Origin of the sequence: Brevundimonas sp., from assembly GCF_030656255.1 — a bacterium.
In the GTDB taxonomy this organism is placed as follows: domain Bacteria; phylum Pseudomonadota; class Alphaproteobacteria; order Caulobacterales; family Caulobacteraceae; genus Brevundimonas.
Genome location: NZ_JAUSOE010000020.1, coordinates 1 through 21501 on the forward strand (window position 1 = coordinate 1; position 21501 = coordinate 21501).

General features: G+C 66.2%; 28 protein-coding genes and 1 tRNA gene. 2 read left to right on the forward strand and 27 right to left on the reverse strand.

The genetic code is table 11. The annotated features are described in order from the left end of the window. The coding region (locus Q7J26_RS01670; protein WP_304934778.1) for an APC family permease at positions 1-802 on the forward strand (802 nt) is incomplete at its 5' end. A 146-nt stretch (positions 803-948) separates the two neighbouring features. Here the strand turns inward: Q7J26_RS01670 and Q7J26_RS01675 are convergent. From Q7J26_RS01675 to Q7J26_RS01760, 19 genes are all read right to left on the reverse strand, one after another. Continuing rightward, positions 949-1033 (reverse strand) — tRNA-Leu (locus Q7J26_RS01675). A gap of 137 nt (positions 1034-1170) precedes the next feature. Beyond that, positions 1171-1518, reverse strand: coding sequence for an ogr/Delta-like zinc finger family protein (locus Q7J26_RS01680; protein ID WP_304934779.1), 348 nt, complete (start codon positions 1516-1518; stop codon positions 1171-1173). Between the two features lie 97 nt (positions 1519-1615). Beyond that, entirely contained in the window at positions 1616-2665 is a 1050-nt protein-coding gene (locus Q7J26_RS01685) for a contractile injection system protein, VgrG/Pvc8 family (RefSeq protein ID WP_304934780.1), read from the reverse strand. After that, positions 2662-3081 carry a phage tail protein gene (locus tag Q7J26_RS01690; protein WP_304934781.1) on the reverse strand — a complete coding sequence of 140 codons (420 nt, stop codon included), beginning with the start codon at positions 3079-3081 and terminating at the stop codon, positions 2662-2664. The genes Q7J26_RS01685 and Q7J26_RS01690 overlap by 4 nt, the downstream gene beginning before the upstream one ends. Next, entirely contained in the window at positions 3081-5726 is a 2646-nt protein-coding gene (locus Q7J26_RS01695) for a phage tail tape measure protein (RefSeq protein ID WP_304934782.1), read from the reverse strand. The genes Q7J26_RS01690 and Q7J26_RS01695 overlap by 1 nt, the downstream gene beginning before the upstream one ends. A 2-nt stretch (positions 5727-5728) precedes the next feature. Then, a complete protein-coding gene (locus tag Q7J26_RS17080; protein ID WP_370651892.1) occupies positions 5729-5851 on the reverse strand; it encodes a GpE family phage tail protein in 123 nt (40 codons plus the stop codon). 17 nt (positions 5852-5868) lie between these two features. Further along, positions 5869-6243 (reverse strand): phage tail assembly protein, encoded by a 375-nt coding sequence (locus Q7J26_RS01700; RefSeq protein WP_304934783.1) that lies wholly within the window; start codon positions 6241-6243, stop codon positions 5869-5871. A gap of 157 nt (positions 6244-6400) precedes the next feature. Further along, positions 6401-6913: a phage major tail tube protein gene (locus Q7J26_RS01705; protein WP_304934784.1), complete on the reverse strand. Its 513-nt coding sequence runs from the start codon at positions 6911-6913 to the stop codon at positions 6401-6403. A gap of 64 nt (positions 6914-6977) precedes the next feature. Beyond that, positions 6978-8132, reverse strand: coding sequence for a phage tail sheath subtilisin-like domain-containing protein (locus Q7J26_RS01710; protein WP_304934785.1), 1155 nt, complete (start codon positions 8130-8132; stop codon positions 6978-6980). Positions 8133-8148: 16 nt separating this feature from the next. Next, complete coding sequence (locus Q7J26_RS01715) at positions 8149-8499, reverse strand: GPW/gp25 family protein (protein ID WP_304934786.1); 351 nt, start codon at positions 8497-8499, stop codon at positions 8149-8151. Then, a complete protein-coding gene (locus Q7J26_RS01720) occupies positions 8496-9056 on the reverse strand; it encodes a phage baseplate assembly protein V (protein WP_304934787.1) in 561 nt (186 codons plus the stop codon). Before Q7J26_RS01720 ends, Q7J26_RS01715 begins: the two co-directional genes overlap by 4 nt. A 78-nt stretch (positions 9057-9134) precedes the next feature. After that, complete coding sequence (locus tag Q7J26_RS01725; protein WP_304934788.1) at positions 9135-9764, reverse strand: phage tail assembly chaperone; 630 nt, start codon at positions 9762-9764, stop codon at positions 9135-9137. Between the two features lie 7 nt (positions 9765-9771). Further along, positions 9772-11736: a tail fiber protein gene (locus Q7J26_RS01730; RefSeq protein ID WP_304934789.1), complete on the reverse strand. Its 1965-nt coding sequence runs from the start codon at positions 11734-11736 to the stop codon at positions 9772-9774. 1 nt (position 11737) lies between these two features. Further along, positions 11738-12298 (reverse strand): phage tail protein I, encoded by a 561-nt coding sequence (locus Q7J26_RS01735; protein WP_304934790.1) that lies wholly within the window; start codon positions 12296-12298, stop codon positions 11738-11740. Beyond that, complete coding sequence (locus Q7J26_RS01740) at positions 12295-13188, reverse strand: baseplate J/gp47 family protein (RefSeq protein WP_304934791.1); 894 nt, start codon at positions 13186-13188, stop codon at positions 12295-12297. The genes Q7J26_RS01735 and Q7J26_RS01740 overlap by 4 nt, the downstream gene beginning before the upstream one ends. Before the next feature lie 79 nt (positions 13189-13267). Further along, a complete protein-coding gene (locus Q7J26_RS01745; protein ID WP_304934792.1) occupies positions 13268-13963 on the reverse strand; it encodes a phage virion morphogenesis protein in 696 nt (231 codons plus the stop codon). Next, complete coding sequence (locus Q7J26_RS01750; RefSeq protein WP_304934793.1) at positions 13956-14468, reverse strand: phage tail protein; 513 nt, start codon at positions 14466-14468, stop codon at positions 13956-13958. Before Q7J26_RS01750 ends, Q7J26_RS01745 begins: the two co-directional genes overlap by 8 nt. 109 nt (positions 14469-14577) lie before the next feature. After that, positions 14578-15420 carry an acyltransferase gene (locus Q7J26_RS01755; RefSeq protein WP_304934842.1) on the reverse strand — a complete coding sequence of 281 codons (843 nt, stop codon included), beginning with the start codon at positions 15418-15420 and terminating at the stop codon, positions 14578-14580. Next, positions 15308-15676: an acyltransferase gene (locus Q7J26_RS01760; RefSeq protein ID WP_304934843.1), complete on the reverse strand. Its 369-nt coding sequence runs from the start codon at positions 15674-15676 to the stop codon at positions 15308-15310. Before Q7J26_RS01760 ends, Q7J26_RS01755 begins: the two co-directional genes overlap by 113 nt. Positions 15677-15898: 222 nt before the next feature. On the opposite strand from Q7J26_RS01760, the gene Q7J26_RS01765 reads away from it, so the two are divergent. Beyond that, a complete protein-coding gene (locus Q7J26_RS01765) occupies positions 15899-16582 on the forward strand; it encodes a GDSL-type esterase/lipase family protein (protein ID WP_304934794.1) in 684 nt (227 codons plus the stop codon). Positions 16583-16660: 78 nt separating this feature from the next. Here the strand turns inward: Q7J26_RS01765 and Q7J26_RS01770 are convergent, their stop codons facing one another. The 8 genes from Q7J26_RS01770 to Q7J26_RS01805 are packed head-to-tail and all read right to left on the reverse strand — an operon-like array spanning position 16661 to position 21404. After that, positions 16661-19021: an SGNH/GDSL hydrolase family protein gene (locus tag Q7J26_RS01770; RefSeq protein ID WP_304934795.1), complete on the reverse strand. Its 2361-nt coding sequence runs from the start codon at positions 19019-19021 to the stop codon at positions 16661-16663. Next, entirely contained in the window at positions 19018-19251 is a 234-nt protein-coding gene (locus tag Q7J26_RS01775; protein ID WP_304934796.1) for a hypothetical protein, read from the reverse strand. Before Q7J26_RS01775 ends, Q7J26_RS01770 begins: the two co-directional genes overlap by 4 nt. Next, on the reverse strand, positions 19235-19684 hold the full coding sequence (locus Q7J26_RS01780; RefSeq protein ID WP_304934797.1) for a hypothetical protein: 450 nt from the start codon (positions 19682-19684) through the stop codon (positions 19235-19237). The genes Q7J26_RS01775 and Q7J26_RS01780 overlap by 17 nt, the downstream gene beginning before the upstream one ends. Continuing rightward, complete coding sequence (locus Q7J26_RS01785) at positions 19684-20145, reverse strand: N-acetylmuramoyl-L-alanine amidase (RefSeq protein ID WP_304934798.1); 462 nt, start codon at positions 20143-20145, stop codon at positions 19684-19686. The genes Q7J26_RS01780 and Q7J26_RS01785 overlap by 1 nt, the downstream gene beginning before the upstream one ends. Then, positions 20142-20420, reverse strand: coding sequence for a hypothetical protein (locus Q7J26_RS01790; protein WP_304934799.1), 279 nt, complete (start codon positions 20418-20420; stop codon positions 20142-20144). Before Q7J26_RS01790 ends, Q7J26_RS01785 begins: the two co-directional genes overlap by 4 nt. Next, on the reverse strand, positions 20417-20671 hold the full coding sequence (locus tag Q7J26_RS01795; protein WP_304934800.1) for a hypothetical protein: 255 nt from the start codon (positions 20669-20671) through the stop codon (positions 20417-20419). The genes Q7J26_RS01790 and Q7J26_RS01795 overlap by 4 nt, the downstream gene beginning before the upstream one ends. A gap of 2 nt (positions 20672-20673) precedes the next feature. Beyond that, positions 20674-20901, reverse strand: coding sequence for a tail protein X (locus tag Q7J26_RS01800; protein ID WP_304934801.1), 228 nt, complete (start codon positions 20899-20901; stop codon positions 20674-20676). Next, the gene (locus Q7J26_RS01805; protein ID WP_304934802.1) at positions 20901-21404 is read right to left on the reverse strand and encodes a head completion/stabilization protein; all 504 of its coding nucleotides are present in this window, start codon (positions 21402-21404) and stop codon (positions 20901-20903) included. The genes Q7J26_RS01800 and Q7J26_RS01805 overlap by 1 nt, the downstream gene beginning before the upstream one ends. Between the last annotated feature and the right edge of the window lie 97 nt (positions 21405-21501).

A 21501-nucleotide genomic window follows, 5' to 3' on the forward strand; every position in this document is an offset into this window, starting at 1 on the left:
CAAGAACCCGCAACGCAACGTGCCGATCGGCCTGATCGGCTCGCTCGCCATCTGCACCGTCTTCTATCTGCTGGTCGCCCTGGGCGCAGCAGGCGCCATCGGAGCCCAGCCGGTGCTCGGCGCTGCCGGCGAAGCCGTCCAACCCGGCTCGCCCGCCTTCGTCGCCGCCTGCGCCCTGCCGTCCAACAGCGAGATGCTGGTCTGCTCCAATGAAGCCCTGGCCCACGTCCTGCGCGTGATCGGCCATCCGCAGATCGGCAACGCCTTGGGCACCGCCGCCCTTCTGGCCCTGCCATCCGTCATCCTGATGATGATCTACGGCCAGACCCGTATCTTCTTCGTGATGGCGCGCGACGGCCTGCTGCCGGAAGGCCTGACCAAGATCCACCCCAAGTGGAAGACGCCCTATATTGTGACGGCCGTCACCGGCGTTGCGGTGGCCATTGGCGCCGCCCTGTTCCCGGTCGGCAAGCTGGCCGACATCTCGAACTCCGGCACTCTGTTCGCCTTCTTCATGGTGTCGCTCGCGGTTCTGATACTTCGGGTCAAGGATCCGCATCGCAAGCGCCCGTTCCGGACGCCGCTGATCTGGGTCTTCGCGCCGCTGTCGGCCTTCGGTTGCGCCTTCCTGTTCTGGAACCTGCCTCACGACGCCAAAATGGTGCTGCCGATCTGGGGCGGCATCGGCCTGGTGATCTATTTCCTGTATGGCTATCGCAAGAGCCATCTGGGACAGGGCAGGATCGAGGTCCACGAGACCGACAGCGACCTGCCGCCGCCGCCGGTCCCGCCGATCAGCTAAGACACGCACTGACGTCCTCAGGCAGGCCAACCAAGACGGCCTTAAGCCCTGAGGGCGACCAGCCAAAATCGGCCTCAAGTAGCGCGAAGCGCGATAGGCCAACAAAAGAAGAAAGGCCCCGGAGCGATCCGGGGCCTTTTTTTGCTTGGTGCGGATGAGAGGACTCGAACCTCCACGCCTTGCGGCGCTGGAACCTAAATCCAGTGCGTCTACCAGTTCCGCCACATCCGCATTCAGGTAGGACGGGCCTTCTAGGGGCGTTTTAGCTAGTCGGCAAGCCGGACTTTTCCGAGAGGTACCGAGACAGGACGAGGCATTCCTAGTCCTCCACGGCACACCCACGGCACAACCTGTTCACGCCGTGTTCGTCAGCCGGCGGCCTCGGCCGGCGCGTTTTCGTTCGCCGGTGTGGTCGGCCGAGGCTGGCCCACCTTCAGGCGGACGCGCGGATTGGGCTTCTGGCTGGGGACGATCATTCGGTCGATCGTAACCGACGCGACATAGGTGCCGCCGCAGTCGATGTCCGTGCACTGTAGGCGAAGCTCCCTGTAGAGCGGCGTCAGGGCCTTGCTCGAGCGCACCTTCGCGGTGGACTGGCAGTGTGGGCAAAGGAGCTTCATCGTGCCGCCGTGGCGGCTGCCGGGCTTGCTGAAGGCCCCTGGTTGGTTCGAGGCGCTGAAGCGCCCAGCCGTAAGCTCACCCTGCTGCGTTTGCATTTTCGATCCTGTGACGGCCCCCGTTTGTTCCATAGCAGAAATGGTTCCAGCGGCGATGAAATAAAAACTGAGGTTATGGACCTCGCAACCATGGTTCTTATGCCGCCGCACGCGCCGGCGGCGCTGGGTTCAGCTCCATCTGCAGCGATGTCTTCAGGCCGCCGCCTGCGTCGAGCTGGTGGCGAGTTTCGGTGATCACCCAACCCGAGTTGTCGATCTCTGGCTTCCAGCCGGAGACGGTCAGCTTGCGGTCGGGGTATAGGTCAGGCCGGCCGGAGGCGAGATCCAGCGAGAATTGCGCGCCCTTCCGTTCCTGCTTGGTATTGTCCGCCTGGGCGGCGCGGCGGGCTGATTCCTCGCTACCATAAGTGCGGCCGAGGCGTTTGGCGTTGGAGCTCGATCCGATGACCACCTCCCCGCTCGACCCCTTGGCCCGGCTTCGCCATTTGGCGATGACGCCGGAATAGTTCTCGCGCTCGGCCGAGGACCAGGTGTGGCGATCACCGTCGCGACGGGTGATGGTGGCCTCGGGGATCGACTGGCCCGTGGCGGTGACGCCGGCGGCGATCGGCGAAAAGAGAAGCCGACCCGCCTTCACGGTCGCCATGGCGTCGTGAAGCCGTCCCAGGCGCGCCAGGAAGGCGCTGTCGCTCTCGCTGTCCTGTGTGAGGTGCGAGACGGCGATCGCCGCCTTGTCGGCCGCCACGCGCGCCTGGAGGCCATTCCTGATGGCGACGTCCTCGAGGACGGTCCCTAGCGTCGTGTTCGACCAGGTCTGGGTCTGCCTGGTGCGAAAGGCGCGGGTGAGGTTTGCGGAGCGGGCACGAATGGTCAGCCGGTCAGGCGTGCCGCCATGGCCGCGTTCGTCAACGGTGAAGGATCCCTTGTCGATCAGGACCGGCGATGCGCCGTCGCGGAGATCCAGCCAGCCGAGTTTGAGCGTCACGGTCGCGCCGGCGGGCGGGATCGCGAGCTTCCCGTCGGTGTCGTTCAGCACAAGCTCGAGCTCGTCAGCCTCCGCGCCGCGTCGCTCCGTCAGGCTCAGGCTGTGCAACCGAGGCTTCACCGCCCCATCGATGGACTTGCCGTCGACGACGAGCTGGTAGGCGGCCTGGCGCTGGACGTGACCCGAGACCTGGCCCGTCATGCTCGCACCTCGGAACCCGTGGCGCTGGTGTCCCCTTCGTCGTCATCGACGCGCTGGAGGTTGACGGTGAAGTCGATCAGGCGCGCCTGGCCATTGTCCAGGATCTCCCGCTTGGTCTCGTCCAGATCGAGGATGACATAGGCGCCGTAGACGAAGCCATCGCCATCGACCACGGGCCATGATCGGCCTTGGTCAGCCATAGCCGCCAGGTCTTCGAGCGCATCCTTGCGGCCGATGATGCCCGGCGCCAGGACGCCGGTGATGGTCAGGTTGTCGTCGCCGACGCCGGCGAACTGGCTGGCGGCGCGCGCACCCACCCGCTCGCTGGTCGGATGGCGCCAGCTGCGCCGGCGCTTCAGCTGTTCGAAAAGGACGTTCGGGATCTCGAACACAAACATGCCGATGGCCAGGAGCATCAGGGCGCCTCGCCATAGCTGTCGTCGTCGTCGCTGAAGCTCGCTCCACCGGTCGGATTCTTCAGCAGCTCTGCAACCCGGCGCGCCAGCGCTTCCATGTCCTCACCAGGCCGCTGCACAATCTGAAGGTTCAGCGTGCCGATCGTGACCGGGGGCTGCGCGGCCGTCGCGGCCGACGCAGGTCGGGCGCCGAGGGTGGGCGCCGTGTCGAACGTGGGAGCGGCCATGGCGGCAGTACCGATCGCCATTGCGCCGGCGGCGGTGATGGCCGACGCGGCCGTCCGCATGCGCCGCAGCGGATCTCGCGCGGATCGCCCGAGGCCCACGCCAAGCCCCTGCATGGTGTAATCGCCCAGTTGGGCGAAGACCCGCGAAGGCGAATGGATCCCGAGCTTTTTCTTGAAGGCGGTGACCACAGCGCCGCCGGCGCGCATCACTGCCGCCACCAGGGCCGGTATGCCGCCCAGGACGCCGTTGACCAGGCCCGTCAACAGGTGACGGCCCATCTCGAGGAACCGGCCGCCCAGCGCCTCCAGGGCGGGCCAGGCACGCATCACCGCGCCGATCAGCAAGCCGACCGGGCTGAAGTTCATGAACAGCCGGCCCATGAACCCGAGAGCGTTGGACACGCCAGTCTCGATGCTTTGCCAGATTCCGCTCAACCACGGACCGATCGTTCCCCAATTTCGATAGATCAAGTATGCCGCGCCGGCGAGGAGCGCGACGGCCGCCACGATGCCGAGAACAATCCAGGTGATAGGGTTGGCGAGCAGCATCAGTCCGGCCCGCGCCGCTATGGCGCCGAAGGTCAGGAAGCCCCGGCCAGCGAGCAGCAGTCCCCGACCGATCAACGGCAGGGCCTTGCCGGCGAACTGTGCGATCTTCCCTCCCAGCGGGCCGAAGAGGATTCCGGTCTGCGTCAGCGTCAGCTGCAGCAGGGCGAAGGGTCCAAGGACGGCGGCGACCGCCATGGCCAGGCCGCCGAAGATCAACAGGCCGCCGGCGACGACAGCCAGCAGCATACCTGCGACCTTGATGGCGCCAGGATGGGCGACCGCGAACTCGCGGATCCCGCCTGCAAGTCCCTTCAACGCTGCCGAGCCAGCCTTGATCTCGGGCAGGAAGGCCGTACCGACTTCGATGCCGACGACTTTTACCGCCCGGAAAAGCTGCTCCACGGCGGTCTTGGCCCCGCTCTGACGGTTGGTGAATTCCTTCTGCATCGAGCCTGCGTAGAGCGAGCTGTCTCCGACGGCCTTCAGGTTTGTTTTCAGCGTGTCGAGCTGGCTCAGCATTGGCGCAATCGCCGCGACTGACTCAGAACCGAACAGCTGCGTGAGGATGGCGGTCTGCTGATCGGGCCGCAGCTTGGAGACCCGCTCCATGACATCGACGATCGTGCCGCCGGCATCGAGCTGCATCGCCTTAGACACTTTCTCCGCATCGAGGCCCAGGGCGCTGAAGGCGGTGCGCTGGGCTTTGGTGGCGGCCGTGCCCTTGGTCAGAGCCAGCATTGTATTCTTGATGCCGGTTGCGGCGATCTCTTCCTGGACGCCCATGGCGACCATGGTCGAGCCCAGGGCCGCGACCTCACTGGCTGCCGCTCCGGCGACGCCGGCCAGCGGGCCAACGCGCGTTACGACATCGGTGATCTGCAGCGCGGTCGCGTTGCCATGGTCGCCCAGATAGTTGATCTGGTCGGCCAGGCCGCGCACTTCAGGCTGGGTTAGGCCAAAGGCGGTTCGCCAGGTCGCCATCGTCTTGCCTGCGTCCTCGGCGGTCGAGTTGAACGCCACGCCCATCATGCCGGCGTCGGTCGCAAAGCCTTTCAGCTCTCCGCGCACGATCTTCGCCTGGCCCGCTGCCGCGAATATCGCCGCCATGCCTTCCGCCGGCAGATTCAGGGCGATCGACAGATCGAGTACGTCCGCCCGCATCTCCGTGAACTGCTGAGGCGTCTTGAAGTCGACGACCTTTTTTACGTCGAGCATGGCGTCTTCGAAGTTCACACCTTCCCGCCCAGCCATGAAGAGAGGCGCGCCGGCGGTCACGCCTGCGCCGACAGCGGAGGCTCCAGCCCCTTGGGCCGAGCTGGCGAACTGCTGTGTGCTGTCGTAGCGGCCCCGCGCGTTCGCCATCCTCCGCTGGCGCTCGTAGACCTGCTCCATGCGCCGGACCTGGTCAGTCAGCGCGTTGTTGGCGTCGCGGGTCTCGCGCGCCAGACGCACCTCGTGACCGGCGAGGTTCCGCGTCGAGACGCCGGCCATCTCCAGTTTGCCGCGTAGATCCTGCAGCGTCGTGACCTGCTTCTGTTCTTGGGTCTGGAGCTCGCGGACCTTGGTTCGGGCCACCTCGAAGGCTCGGGCGAGCTGCTTCGTCGGCCGCTCGGCCGCCGCGTTGGCCAGCGCCAGGCGCTTCGCCTCGATCTGAGCGTCTGCCAGGGCACCGCGCGTCCCCTGCAGGCGAGCCTCCATCTGGCGGAACGCCCCGACGTCCTTCGTCGTCCGCTGAAGGGCTTGGAGTTTTTCGCGGGTGGCGTTGAGCTCCAGGGACGTGCGCGCACTTTCGCCCTTCACGCCCTTCAGGAAGCCGACGACGTTGCCGGCCGCCTGAAGGATGATGCTGAGACGGAGGTTCTTATCCACGGTCAGGTTTCTTTCTGGCCGTTCACGCGGTTGTAGAGCGCGATCGCGCGTTGGCGCATGTCGGCGAGTTCGTCGAGGTCGAGGCGCTGCAGCTCGGAAAGCTGCCAGCCGAATACGAAGGCGATGTCCGCGTAGGCGTCCTCTACGCGGTCAGGCCAAGCGCGGCCCTCTGCGCGTCGGTGTAGAAAAAAGCGATCACCTCCCCGCTGATGGCCGCCAGGTCGCTGGCCTTCATGGCCTGCAGATCTTGCTTGTGGATCACGGGGTCGCTGATGCGCGGGATCACGGTGATGAGGGCATTGTAGTCGCCCTGGGCGACGAAGCTCAGGCTGGTGCCCTGATAGTCGCTGCCGTGCGGCTCTGTGAGGACGACGGAGCTGTACTTGTTGTCCGCGCGCTGCAGCGGCTTCTTCAGCGGCACGCGCACCCAGGCCTTGCCGTTGTCATGGACGCCGCGTTCATAGCCGGCCTCTTCCAGGTCAGTGGCGGCGGAGGTGGTGGCGGATTGGTCGTTCATTGCATCGTTCCCCGGAACATGTGGGCGGGAGGCGAAAGCACCCGACCCAGAAAGACGTCCTGGACGACGGCCGCCGGACGCGATGCGTCCTCGGTCGGCCGGCGCTCGAGCGCGGCCGTCGCCAGGTTGGAAGGAGTGGAGCGCCGGTCAGCCATGATCAGCCGCCGATGATCCCACGGATCTCGGCGCGGCGATCGACGCCGTAGACCAGGAAGACGTTGTTCAAGATGTCGATCTCGAACTCGACCACGCCGTTGCGGGTCTGTTTGTAGTAGACCGCGTTGGTCTTGTAGGTCGTGCCGCTCTTGGACCCGACCTCGTCGTCGCCGCTGTCGATCTCGACGTGCTTGCCGCGAATGACGATCTGCAGATCGTCAAGCTGACCCGTCGCGTCATTCTGGTAGGCACCCGAGAAGCGCAGCTGGTTGGCGTCCAGCTCTACGGCCCCGAACCCACGGTTCAGCGTCGGCATGTCGCCGCCGTAGGCGTGGGTACATTCCAGGGCCTCGATGCGGCCGGTGCTGATCTGGACGGAGCTCAGCAGACCGCCGGCGTTATATTCCTCCAGCTTCTCGGCCAGCTTGGGACGTGTGAACTTCACGCATTCGCCGAGAAAGGAGTTTCCGTCGCCATGGACGTTCATGTCCTGGAGTTGGCGGGGCAGGTTCATTTGATGAGATCCTCAGATAGGGCGACGCGCGGCCAGCCGGTCAGGGTTGCGGGGAAGCGGACAATCAGGCGGCCAGGGCAAAGGTGTCGGCGTAGTAATCGTCGGTAATCTCCGACTTGATGCCGAGGCTCTCGAGGGGCGCGCAGGGGGTGTAGCGGTAGCCAATCAGCAGTTTGCCGGCGGCGAGCTGGTCTGCGGTGTTGCCCGGCGCCAGGAAGGCCTCGGCCCCGATGATCCGACCGGCCAGCTTCTCGCGGCGGAACATCGAGTTGATGCTCTCGATGATGTCGGTCGCGAGCTGGTTTGTCAGCGGCTGGTCGATGTAGGGGAAGACGCCGTCGGCGATTGTGTCGCGCAGGATCTGATTGGTCCGCACGGCGACCTCGAAGGCGAAGCGGGGATCAGCGGCGCAGGTGCGGTTGCCCCAGAACCGGTAGCCGGTGCGGCGGATCAGACCGGTGACGTCTGCGCCGTTGACCAGGCCCATCTCGGTCTGTTCGTTCTGCAGATCCCAAGCGCGTGGCGAGATCAGCCCCGTCACGCCGGGAACGGCGACGTTCGACAGGCTCTTGTGATAACCGACCTCGCTGTCGATCCAGGTGCGCAGGCCGACCGCGTGGGCGGAGGCGAAGCTGGTCACTTCCGCGCCGGCCCCGTCGATCGCCTTGAAGTCGCGGTCGATCAGCATCAGCTCGCGCACGGCGAAACCGTCGCGATAGGTCTTCAGCTCGGCAGGGGTTTCTCCGATCGCGGCGGCGTAGGCGAAGCCGTTCAGCTGCGGCGCGACCACGCCCAAGGCGGTGGCGACAGCCAAGGTGTCGAGCCCGGGACAGGCAATGACGCGGGGGCGAACACCGACGATCTGTTCGGCCACCAGCAACTGCTGCAGGCCGGCGATCACCTTGGCGTCGCGATCGGCTGCGATCTCGGCCGGCGTGTCGCCCACGCCCTCGCCCACCCGCACCACGACGCCGATCGATCGGCCGTTGCTGCTGATAGCCCGCAGAGAGCGTTCCATCGTGCCCGCAACGCCGGCAGCCTCGATTGCGGCCGTGAAGTCGGAGACCAGGACGGGCGCATCCAGCGGGAATGCTTCCTCGTCGGCGTCGGGCGCTTGGACGACGATCCCCCAAACGGAGGTGGCGACGACGGTCAGCGACAGTTCGCCGGCGGCGACTTCGGTTATGCGGACGCCGTGCGAGCGGGGGGCGAGAGCCATAGGCGGACTTCCTTGATCAGCGGACGGAGATGGAAAAATCGACGGTCGGGTTGCGGGGCAGATCCACGCGCTTGCCGGTCAGGCGCAGCGTGCCGACGCCGGACGCGCCGGCCTCAAGCTGGACGCGCGAAAGGCGGACGCGGGGTTCCCAGGCCAGGAGGGCCATGGCGGTTGCGGCGAAAATCTTGATCGGCAGACGGCGCGGGTCGATCGGCTGGTCGATCAGATCCGGCAGCTCGGAGCCGTAGGTCCGCCGCAGCGGGCGCGAGCCGATAGGCGTGGTGAGGATGTCGCCGATCGACTGCGCCAGGTGCGCGTCGGAGTTCGGGTCCAGGGCTGCGCCGGTCAGGCGTGAGATGCTGCTCATTGCGGCGGCCCCGACACGGCGGATCCGGCTTGCACGTTCGTGTGGCGATGGGTCTTCAGGCTCTTGCCCGCGCCGACGACATCGACGTCGGCCGAGATCGTGCCCGTGCTGGTGAGGTCGCCCTGGACGGCGACGTCGGCGCCGATGGTGAGACCGCCCGCTGCGGTGATGGTCGCGGTTCCCGGCAGCTGGAAATCGAGCGCATGGCTCTCGGGATCGTAGGAGATCAGCGCGCCGTCCTTGAACCGGATGGCGACGGTTGCGCCCATGAACAGCGGCGCGAACTGCGAAGACGGGAAGCTGGCGTCGATATAGGCACGTTCGTCGTCGCCCTCGGGCGAGACCACGGACACCTGCTGCCCCACGGTCGGCGGCATCCAGATCGTCGTGTCCCCGACCTGCATATTCCAGTCGATCGGAGGCGACAGACTGCCGTCGCCGAAATCAACCACGGCCTTGCCTGCCTCCCGATCCACGGACGCAATGGCGCCCTCACGCACAAGGCGGCCGATCGCACGATCGGTATCGGCTCCAGCGGATTTGGGGCGGCGGTTCATCGGGCCGGACGATGGCGCAGGGCCTCAGAGCACGCGCGGCGCGCCTGTTGTCAGGACCGCACCGCACAACAGCGCGGATCAGGCGTCGTCGGGTGCGATTCCCGCCGGCAGGGAGGGCCAGTTGACATCGAGCGGGAAGCCGGCCTGCTCGGGAACGTCGCGGAGATCCTGCACGTAGGTCAGCAACGCCAAATAGTCGTTGGCCGTCAGCGTGGTCGGGCGCTGCAGGACCTCCTCATCGCGGTGACGATCGACCAGCCATCGCACTTGGCTGATCAGCCAGGTGCGGCGCGACCGCGCGGCTGAGGCCAGTTCCTCCTGAGACGGCGTCTCATCGGCCGGCTCAGGAATGGGCTCCACCACCCAGGCGCCATCGCGACGGACGGCGACTTCATCGAAATCAAAGGCCGGCGGCGCGTCGGTATAGGCATGGGCCGGGATCAGAAACACCGTCGGCTCGACGGCGGCCGCCGCAGCGCTGGCGCTGGCGAGTGAGGCGGCGAGGATCTGGCGCAGCTGCTGCAGCTGAACCGCGTCGTCTTCGCTGTCGCCTAGGCCGGCCGCCGCGCTTTCAAATGCGGCGTTCGCAGCGGCGGCCGCAGGCGCGAACACGTCCTGCCTGGCGCGCTCGAGCTCAAGCGGATCTGCGACCGCAGTAGACGAGCCGAGATAGACGCCGGTTTGATGATGGGCGTGGAAGATCAGCATGGCGGCCTCAGTAGGTGATGCAGGCGAGGAGCGCCTGGTTGACCGGGCGGGCTTCAGCGCCGCCCTCCGTCGAGGTGTTCACGGCGCGCTGCGCGCCGCCGGTGCCGGCGTCCTCGATGTTGAAACCGGAGTCAGCGTTGTCGCGAACGGGCAGGCCATGGCTGTGGGCGAGGTTTTGGCTTCCCTGGAAGACGCCGAGCGAGCGGCTGGGGTCCAGGCCACGGCCGTTGTCGAGACCACGGAAGAAGACGCCGCGCCAGTCGGGAAGCTGGAAGGTCGAGGCGCCGTCGCCGACGCCATATCGGGTGCCGATCTGAGCGAACAGACGGTCATAGGTGGACCGCGAAACTGTCGCGCCGTTAGCCACCAAGAGACGGCTGCCTCCCCCCGGAGGGTTGGGGGCGTCGAAGAGTTTCAGCTCGCCAGCCGGCCACCAGACATCGAGATTGGCTTCCGTCAGGACTCTTCCGCCCGAGACATACAGGCCGTGCTCCACATGGACATCGCCCGTGGCCAGCGAGATCCGGAGGGGCCGAAGGTTGTTAAACCCGCCCTGGGCGTCGTTGAGGTTAGTGACCAGGAGGTAGAAGTCGTTCCAGTCCACGTGCTGGATTAGGCCATAGCCGGTCCCGCCCTCCCTCGTGAGGCGGATCTGTGATCCACCCGGCCAGCGAATTTCGACTGGACCTGAGAAGACGTCTCCGGACTTGTTGGCCTTGGTGTTCGGATCGAAATTTCCTTCATGCCAGATCCGGTAGGCGACCGGGCCCATAGACCAGCCGCCGACCTTCCACTGATTGTCGGTATCGAGACCGAAGTAGGCCGCATGCGAGCCTGGCCGGTGGAAAGCCTGATACGCGGCCCCGCCGCCAGAGCCCGTGACTTCCAGCGCACCCCGGCCGCCGCCGCCGGTGCCATTGGCGATGGATGACGGGGAAGCCGTGAATTGCTTGTAGCCGGTGACGACAGTGTCTGCACCCGGATCGACCCAGGCGGGTTTACCGGTGACCTGGGCCCAGTCGTGGGAGTGGATCGCTGCTGCCTTGTCGGCAGGGTTGAACGTCAGTGCGGTCCAGACCCGTCCCCCGTTCACATCCAGTGGGGCGTTGGGGAGGAAATAGGCCGAGCCGGTGCTTTGGATGTAGCGATCAACGCGACCAAAGAAGATGGCGCCCGACCCGTCACCGCGATCAGCCGAGATGTCCTTGAAGACGACGTCCGAATTCAGCGACGCCTTAAGGGCCAGGGCTGCGGCAAGCCCCGTGATCTTGTCCATCGCCAGCGCCGGGATCCGGCCGACGTTGAAGACGCCCGAAATCGTCGCGCCGGCGTCGTGGGTGTGGTTGGTCCCAGACTTTCCGGCCAGGGCCTCGGGCAGGCCGTCAATACTGGTCATCGCATGGCGGTGAACAGCGGCGGCGAAGTTCGTCGCCCAGCTCTGCAGCGTGAACAGCAGGCCGAGAGGCGTGACGGCCCGCGTAGCGTCTGCGCCGGCGGCGGTTTCCTGTTGGGTCGCGAGTTCAACGACGCCCTGGCGGTCGATGGTCGCCGGCGGGTTGATGAAGCCCGTCCCGCCAAACTCAATCGAGGCGGTGTCCAGCGTCTTCAAGGCGATGTCGGCCGACAGGAGCACCAGGGCGCCGGCCGACTTCTCAACGATCACGTCTGCCGAGCTGCAGACCGCGAACAGGGTGCCGGTCGAGAGGTAGAGGCCGAACGACCGCACCGTGTAGACGTCGGCCGACTCGTCGGTGACGGTCACATGGAAGACGTCGGCCGCAACGACATCGCCGCCGAAGGTGGTCACGCGCTTCACCTCGCCCGGCAGCGACGTCAGCGCCTTCAGCGAGCCCGGCGTGTGGACGCTGCTCACGCCGATTTGCGCAATCGTCACGGCGTTCGTGCCTGTGTTGGGCGCATTGATCAGCTCGGCGCGGCCGGCGTCAGTGATGGTGATCGTCAGTCCGGCCATATCAGGCGACCTCCTCGAGCTGCAGGCGACGGTAAGCGGCGGGACGCGCGCCGCCGGCGAGGCCGAGGCCGCCCTCGGCAGTCAGTCCCTGGGTGAAGGTGAAGCGGGAGCGGGCCGGCTTGGTGCGTTCCACCGCCGCGATGACCTCGTCCACGAAGGCGGCGCTGGCGGGTTCACCGCCCTCCCCGTTCAAGGTCAGGATCAGTTGGAAGGTGTGCGGGTCGCCCGGAGGGTCTTGCTGAAACCATTCGCGGAGCGCGATCTGGCCACCGAAGGCCTGGACGACCTGACGCACCGAATCCGCGGTGCCCTTCTTCCTGGCCACGGAGATGGCCTGGGCGACGACGTTGCGCTTGATCGCCAGCGACCAGTTGGGGTTCCAGGATCCAACGGCGCGCTCGAACGCCAGCCAGGGCAGGATGTCGGCCGGGCATTCCGTAGCCAGGCGGATGGCCCTCAAGGGGACGGGGATCGCGTCCACGCGCCGCGTCAGCGCCTCGAGCGCCAGCTCAACGCTGGTCGCGTTGGGCGGCAGCAGGCATTGCTCGTCCCGCACCATCATGTGTCGGTCCCGGCATGGGTGAGCGTGATCGAGGCGCAGCGCGCCGCCTGCAGATCCGAGGTGACGATCGTCGCCGGCGGCGCGATCAGCGTGACGTCCTGGACGCCCTCGCCGCCCAGCGCCGCGTAGATCTTGGCCAGGGTCACGTCGCGGCCGAGGCGGAAGCTGTCCTCGGTGTACTTCTTCAGCCGAGCGAGCGCTTCGCTGCGTACGACCTCTGCGTCCGGGCCCGGGAATGTGGTTAGCTCGGCATTGACGTCATAGGTCAGGACTTCCGCCGGCGAGACCAGGACCTGGTCCGTCAGGGGGCGTTTGCTGTCCGACGAGACTGCGGCGCTGACCAGGTCGAGAAGTGCAGCTGAAGGCACGCCGTCGTCGTCGCGGGAGAGAACCGTCACAACGACGACGCCGGCGGACGGGCTGGTGCAGCTGGCATCGAGGACGTCGCCGCTCGCGTTTCGCGCCAGCGATCGATAGGCGCCCTCGGGACCGGCGACGGACAGGGCTTCCGGCGCCAGCAGGATCCGCTCGCGGAAATCGTCGTCCGATTCCATGACGGCCGCCGCGCCGGTCTGCACGTTGGCCGGAACCAGAACGAGGCGCGCCAGGCTCCACTCGGCGCCACGATGATCGAGGTCCGAGCCGACGGCATAGGCCAGCATGTTGGCGCGCGAGGCGTCGTTGACGCGCTGGCGCAGGGCGAACTCGCGCAGGGCGAAGACCTGAATCAGCTTGACCAACGGGTCGCTTTCCAGCTGCAGGAAGGTTTCGAGCGCAGGCTCGAGTGCGATCAGCTGCGCCTTGGCGTCAGCGATGATCTCCTCAACGCTCAGGATCTCGACGACCGCCGGCATAGGCAGGCCCGAGAGATTGACGGCCGTGGTGCTCATGCCGAGCGTTGTCGCCGCCTCTACGCCCCGGCGGCGATCCGGCCCTGTTGTCAGGACCGCACCGCACAACAGGCCAGGCTCACGCCTTCAGCGCTGACCCGACGTGCTCGAGGAACCGCGAAAGGAGATGTTCGTCATCGGCCTGGCTGAAGCCGAGCAGCTCGCGCTGTGGATAGTCGGTCTCTGGCCCGTCCGGCGTCACCCGGTCCCGCAGGCCGTAGTGGTGGACCCGCGCGATGCGGCTGGCCTGGCCGGTGAACGCCACCCAGGCTTCGTCCGGCGTCGCGCCGGCCTTCAGGTGGGCGTTCGATCGCAGCGCGGTAAACATCTTCTGCGCCTTGCGGCGGACGCCGCCCCGCGCGCCACGGATGCTGTCAGGGAGCGCGCCCGGGTCGGCATCGCCGGCGGGCGGGAGGTGTTGTGCGATACGGTCTTTGCGGAACGTCCGGATTCCCTCCGCCTCGCGGTCGAAGCCGGTGATCATGGCGCCTCGGCCGATCCAGCTGCGCATGTCAGCCAAGCGGATTTCGCCGCCGCTCTTGCGATAGAGGAAGCGCACGGCGCGGGTGGCGGGCTTCTTCCCCTCGCGGGCTTTGCGTTTCGGCCAGGGCGAGCCGTCCGGCGCGAGCTGGGAGCCGATGCGGCGCTGCTGGGATCGCCGGATGTCGTGGGCGAAACGGCGCAGCAGCTTGGATTTGGCGGCCGGCTCCATCTGTTCCAGGAAGGCGGAGGCGATCTCCTTCAGCCGCGCAAGCTCGTCGGCACGGTCAGCCATCGTTGCCGGCGTCTGGATGCGCCGTGCAGTGCACGATCTGTTCGCCGTCCAGGTAGGCCGCATGGAGCGGCGCGGCGTCGCGTAGGGCGAAGGGCACGGGCTCCTCTGGCCGGACGAGATCCGCGCCATCGCCACCCGGCCGGGGCACCACGTTGACGTTCTCGGTCAGTTTCAGCCGCACCAGCACGTCCACCACGCCGTCGGACATGAACTCGACGTCCATGTTGAAGGCCGCCTTCAGCCTCTCGGGCGTGCCGAAGGCATCTCCCTGCCAGCGGCGGAGCCAGACCAGGATGGGTAGCGCGATTTCATCGGGCGCGCCGGTGAAGTCCAGGAATCCGATCGCGAGCGTGTATTCCCACATGTAGGCCATGCCCGGCCGGCCGTCCGCGATCGGCGTCGCGTTCTGCATGACCATGTGCAGATCCGCCGGCCGCTCGCTGTAGCGGTGCCGGGCATCGAGGGCGGCGACCAAGGCGGCTCGGAGACTGGCGGGCTTTCTCATGATGCAACGGTGCGACGGCTAACCGTTGAGGTCAGGTGGGGCAAGTTGTCAGCTCCGCACGGCACAACATCGACCGCCGCATATGATGCAGGGGCGTGGGGGTGTGAAACTAGGATAGTTTCCGGGCAATGCTGCGGCCTGCAGTGATCCCCCACTTTTCCAGCCTGAAGCTCGCCATTGAAAGAAGCACTGTGCCGACGACGACGATCACTAAAAGCGCTGCCGCGTAGCTTCCATCGGCGATGCCGGTGGCGTTGAGGGCGAACGCGCCGAGATAGATCGGCAGCATATGTACCAAATAGGTGGAGTACGACCGATCGCCGATCCACTTGAGGACTGGGTGGGACAGCACCTTCGCCGCCATGGAAGCGGGCCACCAGTCTCGCCAACTCAGGACGGTGACCATGCACCCAAGCCAGATCGTCAGCGGCAACAGCTGAAGCCAGCCCTGAGAGACCAGACACCCAAAGGCGGCAAGTATGGCCACGCCGAACGCGCGATAGCGGCCCCCTCCATGCGACACGAAGCCGATGCAGGACGCGATGCCGACAATGAACTGGAACTGCTTTGCGCCCAGGTAGGCGATCGACATGAAATTGGCCGACCACCAAAGCACGGCGACGATGACGGCTAGGATAGGCAAGCCCCACTTCTTTCCCGCTAAAGCGACCACGAGGGGTGCGACGAGGTAGAACTGCCATTCCAGAGAGATGCTCCACGCCTGGCCTACGATCGTGAACGGGGCGGTCGGGTCGATCGCGTTAGGCACCAACCCCTGAAGCAAAGGAAGGTGAACCGCCAGATGCATGGAGAACCACGACTGCGCCGCTTCGATCTGCTCAAGGCGCGCGATATTCCGTCCCGATTGGAATGGTATGTTTCGCATCGAATCTGAGAAGATCGGCAATAGGGCGGCCGAGATCAGCAGGATGACAAGATAGGCAGGGAAGATTCGAAAAGCTCGCCGTGTGAGGTAGGGAATGTAAGGCTCCCGCTTCCTCAAGATCAGCGAAGGTGATGACGAAGCCGGACAGGATCACGAACACATCGACTGCGAGCGCGTTGTTCTCGAGGATGGGATTGGTCAGCCCAACGGTGTGAGCGTAGTGGCCCAGGACAACCCACCACGCCATCAGCCCTCGAACACCTTCAAGCGGCGCGATGCGTTCGTCCGACGGTGCGGCGGTCAACGGATTGGCTGCAACCATAATCTTCTCCCCCAGCTCGGTATGCCGCCCGAACCTACCGACGTCCAGCCAGATGAAGCCGGCCGCGCCTCGAGATAGTCGTCGGCTGACCCAACCTGCCCCCTCCCCCTGCGGTCTTGCGAGTCCGCCTGACCGTAAAGCGTGCCGTATAGTTGCGGAGCGCTGCATCTTGCGATACCGGCGATCCTGGCGGGTGTTGATAAGCGCCACCGGGGGAACAAAATGGCCGTCGCCACCAAACTCGCCATCGCCGGCGCTCTTGCTCTGTGCGTGGTCACCTTCTCTGTCGGTTGCTGGGTGGGCAGTGAACGCTGGAGGATTGAGCTGCAGCTGTTCGGCTATCAGCCCGAAAAGAGCCAGACGTTCCTCGGTCGCGAGACCATCATCGCTGCAATAGGCGATGGCGCTTCAGTCGCCTTTCTCGGCGACTCCATTGTAGAGCGTGGTCCGTGGGCCGAGCTCTGGCCGGACGTGCGGGTTGCCAATCGAGGCGTAGAAGGGATCACCGTCAATCTTCTGCCCCGTGAGCTCCGATCGGTCCCCCGATCTGCACGGACCGTCATAGTAATGGCGGGGATCAACGACCTTCGCCTAGAGGAAGATCAGCCGAACGACGTCGCCAAAGATTACCTGACCCTACTGGCCGGCCTATCCGCGCCCGGTCGGCAACTCCTTGTGGTCTCCACCTTGCCGACGTCATCAGAGACCTTGAACGGGCAGGTCGCCGCACTGAATGCGCTTCTGCGAGCCGAGTGTGCGAAAGGTTCGTGCACCTATATCGACGCCTGGCCGGGCATGACTGCCAACGGCGTCATCAGAGACGGGCTGACTCTACCGGATGGCGTGCATTTAAGTGGCGAGGGCTACCGTGCCCTCGCGCCCCTTGTCAGGCCATTCGTCGGTTAGCAATGGGGTGCGGCCCGGCGGCTGCTGTTCCAAACCGGGCCGCGACGTCAGGGGAGAAGAGGCCTGACGAACTGGACGCTAGGCGGCGATCTGCGCGATGGAGAAGGCCTGCGCGATGACCGGACCTTCGACGGCGTACATCGCCGCGTAGCCAGCGGCCGTCGGGTGGACATTGTCGACCGTTGGGAAGACCGTGTCCCCGAAATCCACCAGCAGGAATTCGAGAGCAGCGGCGTTGTCCCGCAGTAGCTGGTTAAACGCGGCACGTCGTTCTGCCTGAGTCGTCGTGTAGGCCGGCCGCATGATGGTTGTGCGGACTACAGGGACAACGCCAGCCGCCTTCGCATTTGCTATGGCATACCTGAATGTTCCAGGCGTAACGTCGTCGGTGCCAAAGACGGCCTGCGGGTCGTTCGCGGGGGCTGAAGCGGAGGCCCAGTTGTTGGACCCAAAGCCGAGCTTCAGCACATTCTTCGCGCCAACTACCCGCCGCGCAGCGAACCACGCAGGCGGGAAGTCCGCCATGACGGCCCCAGGCACGCCAGCGTTGACGACTTTCGTCTGCGGCCGGTCTCTCGCAAGCCGCGCGCTTGCCCCGTCATGCAGCGGAAGCGGCGGCCCTTGGTCGTAGGTGATGCTGTCGCCGCGTTCGAACAAGATCTCGCTCGGCACGTTGAGATTGGTGCCGTGAATGGTCGACATGGCCGTTGCGACGGCCAGTTCATCGGCGTCGCTCAGAGCGGCGTCGTACACCAACCAGCCCTGATAGAACTTGCTGTCGGCGGCGTAGTAGCCCGCCCCGAGAGTGATGCCGGCCATGGTCGCGGCGGTGTTGGTTCCGAGGGTGTCGCGACGATGGCCAGACCTGATCTTGGTGCTCGATGCGGACGACACGAACGTCGCCACCTCGGGGTGATAGCCGTGGTAGACGCCGGCGGATCGAACAAACGACGATCCCAGAGCGCCCCGGCCGGTTGCCTCACTGAGGAACGACACGCTGGACGCCAGCGTCTGTGGATTGGCGCCTAGCGACGACGTCGAGTTGGCGTTCCCGCCCTGCATATTGCCGCCCACCATTTCGACGAAGGACAGGCTCTGGCGCTGATACTCGCCGGTCGCGACGCGGTAGTTCGCCCCAGTCACGGCATAAAGGACGTACTTGCCATTTTGCTTGAACTCCTCGCCAACGAACAGCCGCAAGCGACCGCCGGCATTGACTGCCTGCGCGACAGCCCCGCTGCCCGACTGTGAGTGGAATTGGTAGAAGCTAAGCTCTGACCCGAACGCGGAGGCCGCCGGTGCGAGGTCAGGTGCGCCAGTGCCGTCCAGGAACACGTCCACGACGCTTGTCGGAGGTTCGGGCGCGCCGGGAGCGCAAACGGTGGCGACCCGACCAGAGAACACGCCGGAGCCCGGCTTCAGATTGTAGATGCCGAACGCTTCCCGAAGGTTGGCATGGGCTGGAATATTCGTGACCTGCTCCCCACCACCCATTGCTTGGGTGGTGATGGTGTAGGTGTCGGCCACACCGCCGATCGTCAGGACGACGTTGACGGCCGTCGCGCCCTCCGCCGAGGACGTTGCGCGGACTTTGACCACGTCGCCGGCGACAACGGTGCGGGCGGCCGACGCCCAGGCGCCACCGTTGACCTGGTACTCGCCGCCGTTGATCGAGAGGTTCGCCGCCGTGTTGATGCCGGCGACGGTGACGGCGTTCGATTCGTAGGCGGTCGAGGTGGTCGCGCCCGTCACGTCGACGAAGGTAAAGGCTTCAGGCGTAGCGTCCGCCGGCAGCGCGGCCGTGGTCACGGTGAAGGTGTCTGCGACACCGCCGATCGTGAGCGTCGCGTTCACAGCGGCCGAGTTGGTGGCGGCAGAGATGACGCGGATCCGCACCTGGTCGTCGGCAACGACAGTCCGCGCTGTCGCGGAGTAAGGCCCGCCGTTCTTCGAGAAAGTCCCGCCCTCGATCGAGATGTTGGCCGGCCCGTTTATGCCGGCGACGGTGATGGCGTTGGAGGTGATGACCTGGTCGAGCGCCGCGTCAGTGACGTCCTCGAATCCGAAAACGTCGGGTGTGGTGTCCAGTGCCTGGACCGGGCCGATCGGGGCCGTATCGGCGGTGACAACCTGGTCGCCGTTCGTGGCGATCACCCGCTGACGGATCGAAAAGCCGACGTCGTCCTGGACGAGCATGTAGGCAGACGCGGTCGCGCCGGGGATCGCTGTCGTTCCCCGCAGCCATTGTCGACTAAGCGCCTGGGCATTCTCCCAGGTGCCGAGGCCGCCGGTCAGGACGCCGCCGACGATCGGCGCGTCGCCTCCGATCGTCGGCGCCACGGTGTTGACCGGGGCCAGCGCCGGCGTTTCACCGCCGCCGGGCACGCCATAGCCGGCCTCAGTGAACGACAGGCCATGGGGGAGCGGCTTCAGCGTCATCGATCAGATCCAGTCACAGTCTTCAGCAGGCCGCCGGTGGGCGCCAGGCGCGACAGCCAGGCGTCTTCGTCGGCGTGTTCGCCATCGTGGACGTCGACGGCGAGTTGGCGCGCGGCGTCGCAGGCGACGATCACGGTGCCACGGGCGTAATAGGCCGCCTCGAGCTCCGCCTGGCTCGGCAGATCCGGCAGGCGCGGGAGAACGCAGGGCGCCTTAGCCGTCTCCGGCATCGTCCGGCGCGGCGGGGTCGGGAGGGCAGACGGCAGGACGTGCTGCGCACAGGCGGTCATACTCGCTGCGCAGACGAGCGCGGCGGTCAGGGTCAAGGTCTTGGTTCGCATCGTGGGCAGCCCTGGCTTGGGTTGTTAGATCGGCGGCGATGGTTTCTGCACGGCGCACCTGGTCGAGGGTGCGTTCGACCTTCACGGTCGTGTCGCGCGCGCCGGCGGCCTCTTGGCTCCTGGCGCCGGCGTCGATCGTCGCCGTCGCCGCGCGTGTCTCGGCCGCGTCGGCCCGCCGCTGGACGGAGTTGAAGGGATCGAAGCGGAAGCCGACGCCGCCCAGGGCGACTACGACCAGCCAACCGAACGCGAGCAGCGCCAGGACGGCCAGGGCCCAACCCCATGGCGAGGCAAAATTTAAGGTGCGGGTCAGGGTCTTCATCAGCGCTGGACCTTGCCTTGCGACCACCACAGATCGACGTTGAAGGTGGGGCATTCCTTGACCCACTCGCCGGGCGTTATGACGCCGTCGCCGTTGCGATCGGGGGAAAGGTCACGGTGGCCGCAGATCCGAGAGCCAGGGAACTTGCCCTGGAGCTTTGTCAGCAGCTCTCGCAGTGCTGCGAACTGCGCCGGCGTGAAGTTGATCTCCGCTTTCAGGTCCGGCTTTACGCCGCCGACCATGCAGATCCCGAGGGAGCCATCGTTATGGCCGGTCACGTGCGCGCCCATCACGTTCTCGGCCCGGCCCTTCTCGACCGTGCCATCGCGGCGGATGACGTAGTGATAGCCGATGTCGCGCCAGCCCTTGGCCTTGTGCATGGCGCGGATCTCCGCGACGCCGATGTCGCGGTTCGCAGGCGTCGCGGAGCAATGGACGACAAGCAGCTTCACGGGTTTCATGACGGGTCTCCAGGGGAACGGGTGAACGGCAGGCGACCGCGGATCTCGGCGAAGATCCGCGCCAGCTCGGCCGCGCTGGGCGCCAGCAGGTAGTAGGTGACGACCAGGGCAAGCAGGCCGATGATCCAGAGGGCGACCAACTGCAGGGCCTCCGGCGGCATGCGCCAGGAGATCCAGGCCAGCAGGGCCAGAAGCGCGACGGAAAGGGTCCAGGTGAAGATGCGCCGAAACAGCCATTGGCCTTCGGGGAGAGGATCCTGCGGGTTCAGCGTCATTGCGCCCTCCCCCGCTCACGCTCGCGCTCGAGCTCGGCGCGGATCCAGGCGACATTGGTGCGGATCTCGACCAGCTGTCCATCCTTGAGGGGCTGGGTGATCTCCTGGAGATTGCTGACCTGGGCCTGGACACGCGATCCATAGGCTACGGCAGCGGCGAACTGGACCAGCAAGGTCACGATGACGGCGATCATCGCCCAGTTGACGGTGCTTGTCGGCAGGGTCGAATGCGCGAGAGGCTGAGCGGTCATGATCAATCCCAGAGCTGGACGAGCGCCGGCTCGGTCGCCTTGGTCGCGGAGACCGGCAAGACCACGAGCTGGCCGCGTTTGAGGAAGAGGCCGCCGTCGGCCAGGTTGGGATTGGCCTCGTAGACGGCGGTAAGCGCGGACGATCCGAGCCCCAGCACGCGCGTGATCAGGGCATCGACGGTTTCGCCCTCGAGCGCAGGCCGGATCAGAGGTGCAGACATGCCCGCCATCAGATCATCCTCGCGCGGATGCGGGGCCGGCCGAGGAAGTCGCGGACGGCGTGGGTGACGTTGCGCTGGTGGAGGCCGACTTCGGCCCCGAGGGCTTCGGCTCGATCAGCGCCCGCCTTGGTCAGGCCTTGGCCGAGAAGACGCTCGCCCAGATCAGCGGCGACCAGGGAATAGACGGCGCGCGTCCAGCGCAGGCAGTAGTCGCTCTGGCCATCGACCTCGATGTCGCGAGACGGGACGACGGAAAGCTTGGTGAAGCCCGCTGCGACCTGGTCCCGGCGCCACGCCGACATGGCTGGTTCGGAAGCCAGATCCACGATCGCCTGACGGACGGCGTCTCGCACGCGCTCGGGGGTGACGTTGGTGTTGAGATCGACGGCCTGGCGCACGCCGGTGATGTTGACGTCCGGCCACCAGCCGCCGGCGGCGACCACGTCGGCCGCCGGCGGATCAGCCGGAGGGGCTGCGTCGGTGTTGGGAGGGTTGAAAGTGAAGCCTGACATGGCGCTAGCGAGGGATGTCCTGTGGGTGCCGCCTGCTGGCTTCACTTTCGTGGGGTCCACCCGACCGGTTACGGCGGTGGGGAGGCCGATCGGACAT

Bases quoted from the DNA above. Each gene is read 5' to 3' on its own strand.
- Q7J26_RS01680 (WP_304934779.1), bottom strand. From the start codon at position 1,518: ATGCAAACGCAGCAGGGTGAGCTTACGGCTGGGCGCTTCAGCGCCTCG.
- Q7J26_RS01685 (WP_304934780.1), bottom strand. From the start codon at position 2,665: ATGACGGGCCAGGTCTCGGGTCACGTCCAGCGCCAGGCCGCCTACCAG.
- Q7J26_RS01690 (WP_304934781.1), bottom strand. From the start codon at position 3,081: ATGCTCCTGGCCATCGGCATGTTTGTGTTCGAGATCCCGAACGTCCTT.
- Q7J26_RS01700 (WP_304934783.1), bottom strand. From the start codon at position 6,243: ATGAACGACCAATCCGCCACCACCTCCGCCGCCACTGACCTGGAAGAG.
- Q7J26_RS01705 (WP_304934784.1), bottom strand. From the start codon at position 6,913: ATGAACCTGCCCCGCCAACTCCAGGACATGAACGTCCATGGCGACGGA.
- Q7J26_RS01710 (WP_304934785.1), bottom strand. From the start codon at position 8,132: ATGGCTCTCGCCCCCCGCTCGCACGGCGTCCGCATAACCGAAGTCGCC.
- Q7J26_RS01715 (WP_304934786.1), bottom strand. From the start codon at position 8,499: ATGAGCAGCATCTCACGCCTGACCGGCGCAGCCCTGGACCCGAACTCC.
- Q7J26_RS01720 (WP_304934787.1), bottom strand. From the start codon at position 9,056: ATGAACCGCCGCCCCAAATCCGCTGGAGCCGATACCGATCGTGCGATC.
- Q7J26_RS01725 (WP_304934788.1), bottom strand. From the start codon at position 9,764: ATGCTGATCTTCCACGCCCATCATCAAACCGGCGTCTATCTCGGCTCG.
- Q7J26_RS01730 (WP_304934789.1), bottom strand. From the start codon at position 11,736: ATGGCCGGACTGACGATCACCATCACTGACGCCGGCCGCGCCGAGCTG.
- Q7J26_RS01735 (WP_304934790.1), bottom strand. From the start codon at position 12,298: ATGATGGTGCGGGACGAGCAATGCCTGCTGCCGCCCAACGCGACCAGC.
- Q7J26_RS01740 (WP_304934791.1), bottom strand. From the start codon at position 13,188: ATGAGCACCACGGCCGTCAATCTCTCGGGCCTGCCTATGCCGGCGGTC.
- Q7J26_RS01745 (WP_304934792.1), bottom strand. From the start codon at position 13,963: ATGGCTGACCGTGCCGACGAGCTTGCGCGGCTGAAGGAGATCGCCTCC.
- Q7J26_RS01750 (WP_304934793.1), bottom strand. From the start codon at position 14,468: ATGAGAAAGCCCGCCAGTCTCCGAGCCGCCTTGGTCGCCGCCCTCGAT.
- Q7J26_RS01760 (WP_304934843.1), bottom strand. From the start codon at position 15,676: ATGGTTGCAGCCAATCCGTTGACCGCCGCACCGTCGGACGAACGCATC.
- Q7J26_RS01765 (WP_304934794.1), top strand. From the start codon at position 15,899: ATGGCCGTCGCCACCAAACTCGCCATCGCCGGCGCTCTTGCTCTGTGC.
- Q7J26_RS01770 (WP_304934795.1), bottom strand. From the start codon at position 19,021: ATGACGCTGAAGCCGCTCCCCCATGGCCTGTCGTTCACTGAGGCCGGC.
- Q7J26_RS01775 (WP_304934796.1), bottom strand. From the start codon at position 19,251: ATGCCGGAGACGGCTAAGGCGCCCTGCGTTCTCCCGCGCCTGCCGGAT.
- Q7J26_RS01780 (WP_304934797.1), bottom strand. From the start codon at position 19,684: ATGAAGACCCTGACCCGCACCTTAAATTTTGCCTCGCCATGGGGTTGG.
- Q7J26_RS01785 (WP_304934798.1), bottom strand. From the start codon at position 20,145: ATGAAACCCGTGAAGCTGCTTGTCGTCCATTGCTCCGCGACGCCTGCG.
- Q7J26_RS01790 (WP_304934799.1), bottom strand. From the start codon at position 20,420: ATGACGCTGAACCCGCAGGATCCTCTCCCCGAAGGCCAATGGCTGTTT.
- Q7J26_RS01795 (WP_304934800.1), bottom strand. From the start codon at position 20,671: ATGACCGCTCAGCCTCTCGCGCATTCGACCCTGCCGACAAGCACCGTC.
- Q7J26_RS01800 (WP_304934801.1), bottom strand. From the start codon at position 20,901: ATGGCGGGCATGTCTGCACCTCTGATCCGGCCTGCGCTCGAGGGCGAA.
- Q7J26_RS01805 (WP_304934802.1), bottom strand. From the start codon at position 21,404: ATGTCAGGCTTCACTTTCAACCCTCCCAACACCGACGCAGCCCCTCCG.